At 62.2% G+C, this 12,118-nt stretch carries 5 protein-coding genes and 2 tRNA genes; all 7 read left to right on the forward strand.

Annotated features, from left to right (window positions below; genetic code table 11):
• The first annotated feature begins 20 nt into the window (after window positions 1-20).
• Window positions 21-686, forward strand: a complete 666-nt coding sequence (locus tag JDW18_RS01855) for a response regulator (RefSeq protein ID WP_218242073.1) — start codon at window positions 21-23, stop codon at window positions 684-686.
• 84 nt (window positions 687-770) lie between these two features.
• A tRNA-Phe gene (locus JDW18_RS01860) sits at window positions 771-846 on the forward strand.
• A gap of 159 nt (window positions 847-1,005) precedes the next feature.
• Window positions 1,006-1,081: transfer RNA gene (locus JDW18_RS01865), tRNA-Phe, on the forward strand.
• Window positions 1,082-1,224: 143 nt separating this feature from the next.
• Window positions 1,225-4,791 (forward strand): exodeoxyribonuclease V subunit gamma, encoded by a 3,567-nt coding sequence (gene recC / locus JDW18_RS01870; protein ID WP_218242074.1) that lies wholly within the window; start codon window positions 1,225-1,227, stop codon window positions 4,789-4,791.
• Entirely contained in the window at window positions 4,788-8,570 is a 3,783-nt protein-coding gene (gene recB, locus JDW18_RS01875; protein WP_218242075.1) for an exodeoxyribonuclease V subunit beta, read from the forward strand. Before recC ends, recB begins: the two co-directional genes overlap by 4 nt.
• Complete coding sequence (gene recD / locus JDW18_RS01880; protein WP_218242076.1) at window positions 8,567-10,651, forward strand: exodeoxyribonuclease V subunit alpha; 2,085 nt, start codon at window positions 8,567-8,569, stop codon at window positions 10,649-10,651. The genes recB and recD overlap by 4 nt, the downstream gene beginning before the upstream one ends.
• Window positions 10,652-10,691: 40 nt before the next feature.
• Entirely contained in the window at window positions 10,692-11,855 is a 1,164-nt protein-coding gene (locus tag JDW18_RS01885) for an HNH endonuclease (RefSeq protein WP_218242077.1), read from the forward strand.
• Window positions 11,856-12,118 lie beyond the last annotated feature (263 nt).

The raw sequence follows: 12,118 nt of genomic DNA on the forward strand, positions 1-12,118 counted from the left end.
AGCAACAGGCTTAAGACAACATGGCAAACATACTGGTGGTCGACGACGAACTGGGGATCCGGGATTTGTTGTCGGAAATCCTCAACGACGAAGGTCATAGTGTGGACTTGGCGGAGAACGCCACGCAGGCCCGGGTTGCCCGCGCAAGCAATACCTACGATCTGGTTCTGCTCGACATCTGGATGCCCGACACCGACGGTGTGACCCTGCTCAAGGAATGGGCCACAGCCGGTCAACTCAGCATGCCCGTCATCATGATGAGCGGTCATGCCACCATTGAAACAGCCGTAGAGGCAACCCGCATTGGTGCGCTGTCCTTCCTTGAGAAGCCCATCACCATGCAAAAGCTCCTCAAGGCCGTGGAGCAGGGCCTGGCGCGCAGCACTGACAAAAATGCAGCAGAAGCTGCCGCGGCCCCAAGTGCTGGCGCAGCCCCTTCTGCAAGTGCCAGCGTGACGGCACAGTCGGCAGAAGACAATATGCCCAGCTCACATCAGGGCTTCGATCTCGATCGTCCCCTGCGTGAGGCGCGCGATGGCTTTGAGAAAGCCTATTTCGAATTCCATCTGGCGCGTGAAGGCGGCTCCATGACCCGCGTGGCCGAGAAAACAGGGCTGGAGCGTACCCACCTCTACCGCAAGCTGCGTCAGTTGGGCGTAGATTTGGGCCGCAATCGGCGCGGATAATTTTCAAAAAATCGCAAGTTTCGATTTGGGGCTGAAAAGTGTGCCTATAATCGTGGCTTCAGTACTCAAGGGTGCTGAAGAAAAGGCCCGGTAGCTCAGTCGGTAGAGCAGAGGATTGAAAATCCTTGTGTCGGCGGTTCGATTCCGTCCCAGGCCACCAAATATAAAACCCTAGATTAGCAATGATCTGGGGTTTTTCTTTGCGTAAAGACGGTTCTTCGCTCGCCCAACTTACCTCGCAGCGCATCGCGGGTGAAATTGAAGATCGAAAATCTGCCTATAATCAGCGGCTCAGCAGATTTCAATGCTGAATTGCACAGGCCCGGTAGCTCAGTCGGTAGAGCAGAGGATTGAAAATCCTTGTGTCGGCGGTTCGATTCCGTCCCAGGCCACCAGACATCAAGCCCCAGATCAGCAATGGTCTGGGGCTTTTCTCATTGCCAATACGCTTTTGTTTTGATGCCAGGGGCAGGTCTTGAGCGGCCTCTGCCGTTAAGCTTGCAGGCTTCATGAGATAAGAACAGGCATGGGGGAGTGTGTGGCCGCAGATCAGCAATCAACTCAGAAGCAATCGTCCAGTCGCTGGCAGCCGGGTCTGATCGCCCTGCATGGCAACCAGACCGAGGCGCTGGCCGATACCGTGCTGGCATGGCTGGCGGCGCACCCGCTGGATGCGCTGGAGCCCGAGATCGTGCTGGTGCAAAGCAACGGCATGGCTGAGTGGTTCAAGATGCGCATGGCCGACACACTGGGCGTGTGCGCTGCGGCACAGGTGGAGTTACCAGCGCGTTTTGTCTGGCGCAGCTACCGGCAGATTCTGGGCAAGCACGAAGTGCCGCGCGAATCGCCGCTGGATAAAACACCCATGATCTGGCGGCTGATGCGCATTCTGCCGCTTTGTCTGGAAGAGCCTGCCTTCGCACCTATTGCTAATTTTCTGCGTCCCGGCGAGCCACAGCGCCTGCTGCAACTGGCCGAGAGGCTGGCCGACCTGTTTGACCAGTATCAGATCTACCGTGCTGACTGGCTGACCGCCTGGGAGGTAGGGCAAGACGTGCTGCGCACGCCAGGCAAGCCTGATGCGCCAGTGCCTGAAGGCCAGTTGTGGCAGCCCCAGTTGTGGCGCAAGGTGCTGGCTGAACTGAGTGAGGCAGAACGCGCCGCCACCCGCCCTGCCTTGCTGGCACGCATTCTGGGCGCGTTGCAAAGTGGCCAGCCGCCGGTCACGCCGCTGGCACGCCGTGTGGTCGTGTTTGGCATGAGTCAGATGCCGCTGTCGCTGATGCAGTTTTTGAGCGGCGTGGCCCAGCACAGCCAGGTGCTGATTGCCGTGCCCAACCCCTGTCGCTTCCACTGGGCCGATGCCATTGATGGGCGCGAGCTGCTGCGCCAGCAGCGCCGCCGCCATGCGGACAAGGGGGGCAAAGACCTGGCGCAGATCCCACTGGAAGCCATGCACGCCCACGCCCACCCGCTGCTCGCGGCCTGGGGGCGCCAGAGCCGCGACTATGTGCGCCAGCTGGACCAGTTCGATACGACCACCGATACCGCAGTGCAATGGAACTGGCCACGCGTGGATGTGTTTGAAGAGGACGATGCGCAGGATTTGGCCGCCGCCCCCTTGCTGCGGCAGGTGCAGCAGCGCATACGCGATCTGGTGCCGCTGGCCGAGCATCCGGCGCTGAGCATTGCCGCTGCCGATGACTCCATCGTCTTTCACAAAGCCCATGGTTTGGTGCGCGAGCTGGAGGTGCTGCACGACCAGTTGCTGCAATGGCTGGCTCAGCCCGCTGCACAGGGGCAGGCTGCGCTGGCACCGCGTGATGTGGTGGTCATGCTGCCCGCCATTGAAGAGGCAGCCCCCGCCATTCGCGCCGTGTTTGGTCAGTATGGTCGGCACGATGCACGCCATATTCCGTTTGATATTGCAGACGTGGGTGCACGTGCCAGCAGCCCGCTGGTGACGGCGCTGCAATGGCTGCTGAAGCTGCCGCAGCAGCGCTGCCGCCTGAGCGAGCTGTGCGATCTGCTGGACGTTCCTGCCGTGGCCGCACGCGTGGGGCTGGCGGCCGATGATCTGCCCCAGCTCACGCACTGGATGGCAGGTGCCGGCATACGCTGGGGCTTGAACCACGCGCAGCGTGCCCAGCTGGGGCTGCAAGCCTGTGGCGACCCCAACAGCGCCTGGTTTGGCCTGCAACGCATGTTGCTGGGTTATGCCCGCGGCACGGCGGTGGATGCAAGGGGCGCAGAAGCGGCACAGGCTTTTGCGGGCATTGAGCCATATGACGAAGTGGGCGGCCTCACGGCAGAGCTGGCAGGGAGTCTGGCCAGTCTGCTGGCACGCATGCTGCAGTGGTGGCAGTCGGCGGGTGCTGAGGCTTCGCCCGATGTCTGGGCACAGCGTTTTCGGGCGCTGCTTGATGATTTCTTTGTCGCCCAGACGGATGAAGATCAGGCGCTGGTATCTGCACTCGATACCGCCTTGATGAGCTGGCAGAACGCCTGCGAGCAAGCCGGTTTTGTGTCCGCTATTCCGCTGGAAGTGGCGCAGGAAGCATGGCTGCAGGCGCTGTCTGAACCCGCACTGAACCAGCGTTTTCGCGCGGGCGGCGTGACCTTTTGCACGTTGATGCCCATGCGTGCCATTCCGTTCGAGGTGGTCTGTTTGCTGGGCATGAACGATGGCGACTACCCGCGCCGTGCCACGCGGGTGGACTTTGACCTGATGGCCCAGCCCGGCCAGCAGCGCCCCGGCGACCGTGCGCGGCGTGATGATGATCGCCAGCTGATGCTGGATGCATTGCTGTCCGCCCGGCGCAGGCTCTACATCAACTGGGCGGGCCGCCATGTGCGCGACAACAGCGAGCAGCCCCCGTCAGTGCTGGTCTCGCAGCTGCGCGACTATCTGGCACAGGGCTGGAGTGGAGAGAATGGTGGCGACCTGCTGGCGCAGCGCAGCTGGCAGCACCCGCTGCAACCCTTCAGCCGCCGCTATTTTGAGCAAGCCTCTGGCCTGCGTACCTATGCCCGGGAGTGGCATGGGGCACACGAGGCATCGGCTGCACCGGCGTTGCCGCAGGTGGCCGAGTTCAAGCCCGATCCCGAAGTGCCGCTCACGCTGGCTCGTTTGACCGATTTTTTGCGAAACCCCGCCCGCAGCTTTTTGCGCAACCGTCTGCTGGTGCGCTTTGAGCAGGAGGACGAGGTGGTGGAAGACGATGAGCTGTTCACTGTCGATGGGCTGATGGCCTATGGCCTGGTGCAGCAACTGCAGCAAGGTGTGCGCACCCAGCTGGCGCAGGCCGGTGCGGCCATCGATGTGCAGGCGCAGGTGCAAGGCCAGGTACAGCGCCTGGCGCGTGCAGGGGTACTGCCGCTGGCGGGCCTGGGCTCGCGCGAGGCGCAGTTGCTGCAGGCGCAGACCACGCCTTCGCTACTGGCCTGGCAGCAGCAGATGCAGGAATGGCCGCATGCTGCACCGCGTCAGCGTCTGCTGCTTCAAAAAGATGACTTGAAGCTGGACGACTGGATGGATGGCCTGCGCGAACGCGATGACGAAATCACCGCAGGCGACGGTGCGCTGGCAGAAGGCTTTTCTCGCTGCTGGTTCGCGCTGGAGCCGCGCAGCCTGTGCAACAAGGATGGCGAGCTGCAGGCGTACAAGCTGCTGTCGGTGTATGTGCGCAGCCTGGCGCTGTCTGCTGCAGACAGCAAAACCTTGATGTGCGTGATTGCACGTGATGTGATCGTCTGGGTGGTGCCACTGGAGGTGGAAGACGCCCGCCAGCAGTTGCTGGCGCTGATGGACTTGTGGCTGCAGGGGCAGAACGCACCGCTGCCCATGCCCTTGCGCAGCGCGGTGGCGGCTGGCAACGACGACTTGCGTGCAGCGGCGCAAGCCTATGAGGGCGGCTATATGAGCACTGGCGAGAGCGAAGACCCCAGTTGGGCGCGTTGCTACCCGGACTGGGAGGCATTGACAGGCGACTTGCGTTTTGAGGCGCTGGCCAAACAGGTGTACGGCCCGCTGCACGACTGGCTGGATGCGCATGTGACCACCGACAAGGTGCCCGAGGTGGCATTCCAAGGAGAGCAGGCATGAGCACGCCCGCTGAAACAAAAGGCAGCCAGCCGCTGCAGCCATTGAATTTTCCGTTGTGGGGCTCGCGCCTGATCGAGGCCAGCGCAGGCACGGGAAAGACCTGGACGATTGCCGCGCTGTATCTGCGCCTGGTGCTGGGCCATGGTGCCGGGCACGGCTTCATCAAGCCGCTGATGCCGCCCGATATTCTGGTGATGACCTTCACCCGCGCCGCCACGCGCGAGCTGTCGGACCGCATCCGCGCCCGGCTGATCGAAGCCGTGCAATGCTTTCGCGGTGAAGCCGAGCCAGAACTGCATGACCAGTTTCTGCGTGATCTGCGCGACGCCTATGCACCGGGAGCGGAGCGTGACACTGCCGCCTGGCGTCTGGATATGGCCGCGCAATGCATGGACGATGCTGCCATTCACACCATCGATGCATGGTGCCAGCGCATGCTGCGCGAACATGCGTTTGACAGCGGCAATCTGTTTGACGAAACGCTGGAAGCCGATGAAAGCCAGCGCCAGACCGAAGCCGCGCAGGACTACTGGCGTCAGCAGTGCTACCCGCTTTCCGGCGAGGTGCTGGAGGAAGTGCTCAAGGTCTGGTCCAGCGTGCATGCGCTGGTCAAAGACATGCAGTCGCTGCTGCGTGAAGCCGTCCCGCAAAGTGACGGTGATCTTGCGCTAGGCGAGCTAGTCAGTAAGGCGCTGCAGCAGCAAAAAGACCAGCTTCAGAAGCTCAGTGCAGGCTGGGTGGAGAAAGCCCAGAAGCTCGAAGACTGGCTGGATGGCCAATTGGCCAACAACAAAAGCGCGTGGAACGGCACCAAGCTGCGGCCCGCTTTTTACAAGGGCTGGCTGCAGACCCTGCGCCAATGGGCTGCTGCGCCAGATCTGGATCTGGAAGCCGCCTTGAAAACCGGTGCCAAGCGCCTGATTCCCGCAGGGCTGGACGAGGCACGCAAGGGCGATGCACCGGTCGATCTGCCCGTCGAATCGCAAGAGCTGGCCGAGCTGCTGATGCAGCTGGCCGCCATGCCCAGCTTTGCCAGCCAGCTGCGCTTGCATGCTGCGGCCCATGTGCAGCAGCGCCTGCTGTGGATCAAGCGCCAGGCGGGCACTTTTGGTTTTGCTGACATGTTGCAGCGGCTGGATGTGGCTCTTGCAGGAGACAACGGCGCGGCGCTGCGTGCCAGCATTCTGGCCCAGTACCCGGTGGCACTGATTGACGAGTTTCAGGACACATCGCCGCTGCAGTACCGCTTGTTTGACCAGATTTACCGCACGGCCGACAACGGCGCGGAGAGCGCTCTGCTGCTGATTGGTGACCCCAAACAATCCATTTACGGCTTTCGCGGTGCGGACATTTACAGCTATCTGCAGGCCCGTGAAGCGACGGCTGGGCGGCACTATGTGCTGGACACCAATTTCCGCTCTACCTATGCGCTGGTCGATGCCGTCAACCAGTGGTTTGTACAGGCCGAAGAGCGTGCAGGCGAGGGCGCTTTCATGTTTCGCGCCGGGCACAGCAACCCGCTGCCGTTCGAGGCCGTCAAGGCCAATGGCCGCAGCGAGGTGCTGGTGCAAGCCGGTCAGGCCGTGCCCGCACTGACCATCGCCTGGGATGAGGGTGCAGATGAGCCCCGCGCACCGCTGAGCAATGACGACATCCGCCGCCGTGGGGCTGAGTTTTGTGCCAGCCAGATCGTGCAATGGCTGATGGATGAAAGCGCCGGCTTTGCCAAACAAGGCCAGCCGCTGCAGCGCATTCGCCCTGCTGATATTGCGGTGCTGGTGCGCACCGGCAAAGAGGCCAGCGCCGTGCGCCGTGCGCTGGCCAAGCGCTCGGTGGCATCGGTGTATTTGTCTGATCAGGATTCGGTGTTTGCCAGCAGCGAAGCGCAAGACCTGTTGCTGTGGCTACGCGCCGTGGCTGCGCCGCTCGATGGTCTGGCGGTGCGTGCAGGGCTTGCCACGCCGCTGATGGGCTTGTCGTTTGACGAGCTGGCCTGGCTGGCCAGCGATGACGAGGCTTTTGACGCACGCAGCGAACAGCTCAAGGAGCTGCATAGCGTGTGGTTGCGCCTGGGTGTGCTGGCCATGCTGCGCCAGACCTTGTACCGCTTTGATCTGCCTGCACGCTGGCTGGCCGACATCGGCGGCGAGCGGCGCCTGACCAACTATCTGCATCTGGCCGAGCTGCTGCAGGCCGCAGGTGCGCAGCTGGAGGGCGAGCAGGCGCTGATCCGCTGGCTGGCCACGCAGATCGAATCACCGGGTGCGACCGGTGATGCTCAGATCGTGCGGCTGGAATCGGACGCCGATCTGGTCAAGGTGGTTACCGTGCACAAAAGCAAGGGGCTGGAATATCCGGTGGTATGCCTGCCGTTCGGTGGCAGCTTCAGGCCGCTGGACAGCAAGGCCGCTTATCTCTCGCTGCCCGTGCAGGGTGACGATGGCCCGGCGCGCGAGTTGGTGCTGGACTACAGCACAGCGCAGCTGTTGCAGGCCGACAAGGAGCGATTGCGTGAAGACCTGCGCCTGCTGTATGTGGCGCTGACCCGCCCGCGCCATGCGCTGTGGATGGGCCTGGCGCCCATGAAACGCGGCAGCAGCAAAAATTGTGTCAATGAACAGGGGGCAGCCGGCTATCTGCTGGCGGGAGATGCTTCGCAATCCATAGCAAACTGGCGTGCCAGTATTGGTGGTTTGTGTGAGCGCTCTGCGCACATTCAGGTGCTGGATTTGCCGCCTGAGCTGCCACTGGTGCAGCGCTATGTGCCCGCGCAGGAGTTGCCAGCGCTGCAGGATGCACCGCTGTACACGGCTGAATTTGATCGCCGCTGGGGCATTGGCAGCTTCTCGTCGCTGACCCGCGCCATGGCCGCGCCCAGCTTGCCCGTGTTGGCGGTGGCCGCCATCAGCCCTGCGGAAGACGAACGTCAGATGCAGGTGGACGAAACGCCCGCGCTGGATCTGGATGCTGTGGCCGCATTGCCCATGGCTGCTGGTGCACGCAGCACGGCGGCCGTATGGCATCGCTTTATGCGCGGGCCGGTGGTGGGCAACTTCTTGCACGATCAGATGGAATGGCTGGCGGGCGAAGGCTTTGCGCTGGCGGCGCAGGACGACCCGGATGGTAGCGAGCCCATGGCTGCCCGCCTGCTGCGCCGCTGCGAGCGTGCAGGACGCAAAGACCAGGCGGCAGACGTGCTGCAGTGGCTGCGTGCCGTGGTGCACCTGCCGCTGCCACCCATCAAGGTATCGCTTGCACAGCTGGGCGAGCAAGATGCGCTGCTGGCCGAGATGGAGTTCTGGCTGCCCGCGCAGCGCCTGTCGGCCACGCGCATTGATGCGCTGTGCCGCAAGCACATCCTGCCCGGGCTGGCTCGTCCCACGCTACCCGAGCGCGAGCTGCACGGCATGTTGATGGGCTTTGCCGACCTAGTCTTCAGCCACGAAGGCCGCTACTGGGTGCTGGATTACAAGACCAACCACCTGGGGGTAGAAGCCGCAGCCTATACGCCCGACGCACTGGCCCGTGCCATGCTGGAGCACCGCTACGACGTGCAGGCTGCGCTTTATCTGCTGGCGCTGCACCGTTTGCTGAAAAGCCGTCTGGGCGACGCTTATGACCCGGCAGAGCAACTGGGCGGTGCGCTTTACTTTTTTATGCGCGGCATTGATGGCGAGGCGGCAGGCATGCATGTGCAGCCCGCGCCGCTGGCTTTGCTGCAGGCGCTGGATGCGCTGCTCAGCGACAGTGCCGAAACAAGCGAGGAGGTGCAGCCATGAAGGCCCGCCGCAAAGCCGATCTGCAAACACTGGACCTGTTTGCTGCCCCGGATACTGAGATGCAAGGTGGCGCCGCGCTGGTTTTGAGCACCCAGGATGTTCTGACTGCGCTGGAGCGCTTGGCCGACGCTGGTTTGCTGCGTCGGCTGGACAGCGCACTGGCCGCTTTTATCGCGCAGCAGGATGATGAAGCCGAGCCTGCCTTGTTGGTAGCCACCGCCGTGCTGGCCCAGATGGAAGGGCGCGGCCACAGCTGCCTGCCGCTGGCGGCCTTGCCTGCCAGTCCCAATGAAATTCTGGCCTGGCCTAAGGAAGCCATGCCAGTGCAGCTATCACTGTGGGAGCAGTTGCCCGTCACACTGGACGCTTGGTTGCAGGCCCTGCGCCGCAGCCCTGTGGTGCGCGTGGTTGGCGGTGACATTGGGTTGGCGCCTGATCTGGGGCAGCCGCTGGTGCTGCTCGATGGCGCGGCGCCCTTGCTCTATCTGCGCCGCTACTGGGACTATGAACGCAGCGTGGCCGCGCAGATGGCGCAGCGCACCACTATCGACGCTGTGCCGCTGGATGAGGCGCTGGTCAAGCGCTGGCTGGATCGCTTGTTCAGCACATCAGCCACTCAGCCCGACTGGCAAAAGCTGGCCTGCGCACTGGCGCTGCGTGGGCGGCTGTCTGTCATCACCGGCGGGCCGGGTACGGGCAAAACCTATACCGCCGCCCGCCTGCTGGCCTTGCTGTTTGCCACGGCACCCGATGCCTCCCAGCTGCGCGTGGCCCTGGCCGCGCCTACGGGTAAGGCGGCAGCGCGGCTCAAACAGTCCATTGATTTTTCGCTGCTCGAACTGACTGAGGCCGTGCAGCCAGAGCTGGATCTGGCATCGCTGGTGCAGCGCATGGGCGGGGCACGTACTTTGCATTCGCTGCTGGGTGCCAGGCCCGATACGCGGCGCTTCGCTCACCACGCGGGCAATCTGCTGGATGTGGACGTGCTCATCGTCGATGAAGCCTCCATGATCCACCTGGAGATGATGAGCGCCCTGCTGCAGGCTCTGCCGCCCACGGCACGTTTGATTTTGCTGGGCGACAAGGACCAACTGGCCTCGGTTGAAGCTGGTGCCGTGCTGGGCGATCTCTGCCGCGATGCGCAGCAGGGCAACTATGCCGCCGACACCCTGGCCTATGCCCAGCGCGTGGCCGGCCAGCAATTGCCCGCGCAGTTCATGGCCAAAGGACCGGTGTTGCCGCTGGCCCAGCACACCGTCATGCTGCGCGAAAGCCGCCGCTTTGGTGGCCCTATCGGCCAGCTGGCACTGGCGGTGAATGCGGGCGATGCGCCGGGTGCCATGGACTTGCTGCGGGTGCAAACGCAAAGTGGCATGAACGCCGAACTCTGGGCGCGTGAAGGCGGTGATGTAGATGCCCTGGTGCGCAGTGCCGTGCAAGGCCGTGGCAGCGCTGCCAGTTATGCGGCTTATGCCCAGGTGCTGGCGCAGGGCGTCAACACGCGTTTTGAGAGCAATGAAGCGCACCGGGAGTGGGCGGCTGAAGTGCTCAAGGCTTTTGACCGCTACCGCCTGCTGTGTGCCGTGCGTGAAGGTGCATGGGGCGTCAGCGGCCTGAACCGCGCCGTCGAAGCCGCACTGCACGCGCGTGGCGCGATTCGCAAAGATGGTGAATGGTATGCAGGCCGCCCCGTCATGGTCACGCGCAACGATGCGCAGCTGGGCGTGTTCAATGGCGACATCGGCATGGCTCTGCCCAGCTTTGCCGACCCCAGGCGATTGCGCACCTACTTCATGCAAGGCGAAAAACTGCACGCCGTCAGCACCGCACGTCTGGCCCATGTGGAAACTGCATTTGCCATGACGGTGCACAAAAGCCAGGGTTCGGAGTTTGAACACACCGCCCTGGTGCTGGCAGCCCAGGGCGGCAGCGTGCTCAGCCGGGAGCTGGTCTACACCGGCATCACGCGAGCGCGGATGGCGTTTTCGCTGTGGTCTGAGGTGCCGGGCTTGCTGGTGTCGGCGATGGGGAGTCCTACGCAGCGCAGCAGTGGGTTGCTGCGGTTTTTTGAGGCGGAGTAGCTCTCGGTTGTTTGGGCCCCAAGAAAAGATAGAAATAAAAATGACGATTGATAAACGGTTTGTGCTTCACACCGAAACGGGGCAAGTTCTCTATCCCTATCAGAAGCACCAGAAAAGTACGGGGCGCTTCGGGTTCGCATTGACCCATGCGGGAAATCAGGATCGTCGGGGAGGCGGCGATTACACCCAGGATATTGAGGAAGTTATTCGACGCGTAGTGCTGGAGGGGTGGGGCGTGCGTGCACGAGCGGAGGTGGGCGAAAAGCGCGATGGCTCATTCAAGCTGGGTGCAAGAGCCATCGTTGGGTATGACGTTGCTCCTGAGTTTCGTCATTTGGTTGCATCTGCAGCCATGCAGCCACGTGATTTGACTCCGGCTTATGAAGAGCGCAGAGCAGAACAGGCATGGGATCAGGTTGAGCATTTGACGACTGAGGATTTTCAGGAGGCTCTTGTCGAACTGGATGAGGAAATTGACCACAGCTTATATGCGCTGCTTCTTGGACTGGCGACAGCACCTGAGCAAACCCTGTCCATGCAAAAGATCGCAGAGTTCGGGGGCTACGGCGATTACCGAGCAGCTAATTTGCACTTGGGACGCCTGGGGCGTTTGTTTGCGAATTACTTCGCTATCGAAGGGCTGGGCAATCAGACGCAGGTGCTGGCTCATGGTGGCGTAGGTACTGACGTGCACGGACATTGGCAGTGGACATTGAGAAAGCCGTTGTATGAGGCCTTGAAGAAAGGAAACTTTCTGGATTCTGTCGCAGATCTTGCAGTTACTGAGGCCGATGAAATCGATGCACAGTTGCCGGCAACGCAGCGTCGAGCGCTGATAAATGCTCGCGTAGGGCAGGGTGGTTATCGGCAGCGAATGCTGCGCATTTGGGGCAAGCGTTGTGCAATCACTGGCTGCGATATCGAGTGCGTGCTCGTTGCCTCACACGCCAAGCCATGGCGGGACAGCAGCAATGCTGAGCGTTTAGACCCGTATAACGGTTTGCTGTTGGCAGCCTCCATTGATCGGCTTTTTGACCAGGGACTCATTGCTTTTGATGAGAGGGGATTGGTGCTTTTCTCTGCTGCATTGGGTACTTCAAATTTGGCGTCAATAGGATTGGATTCAACGGCGCAGCTGAGGCAGGTTCATGCGCGTCACAAGCCATATTTGCAGGCCCATCGAGTTCGTCACGGATTTGAGTGAATGAGCTTTGCAAGATAGTCATGCTTGTCGTCTCATTTTGAGTGCGGGGGCCGGGATTTCGCCCCGGCGGGCGACCTACTTTCTTGCTGGTGCAAGAAAGTAGGCAAAGAACACCGGCCCCGATGCCCACGTCCCTACGGCTTCGCCTGCGGGCAACCTGCGCCGTCAAGCTCTTGGGGCTGTGCGGCAAAACTCACTGCGCGCCTTTGGCGCTTCGTTCAAACAGTTGCCGCAAATTTGATGACGAGGCAGTTGCACTCTGC

The organism is Comamonas fluminis (genome assembly GCF_019186805.1).
Taxonomy (GTDB): Bacteria; Pseudomonadota; Gammaproteobacteria; order Burkholderiales; family Burkholderiaceae_C; genus Comamonas; species Comamonas fluminis.

Bases quoted from the DNA above. Each gene is read 5' to 3' on its own strand.
- JDW18_RS01885 (WP_218242077.1), top strand. From the start codon at position 10,692: ATGACGATTGATAAACGGTTTGTGCTTCACACCGAAACGGGGCAAGTT.
- recB (WP_218242075.1), top strand. From the start codon at position 4,788: ATGAGCACGCCCGCTGAAACAAAAGGCAGCCAGCCGCTGCAGCCATTG.
- recD (WP_218242076.1), top strand. From the start codon at position 8,567: ATGAAGGCCCGCCGCAAAGCCGATCTGCAAACACTGGACCTGTTTGCT.
- JDW18_RS01855 (WP_218242073.1), top strand. From the start codon at position 21: ATGGCAAACATACTGGTGGTCGACGACGAACTGGGGATCCGGGATTTG.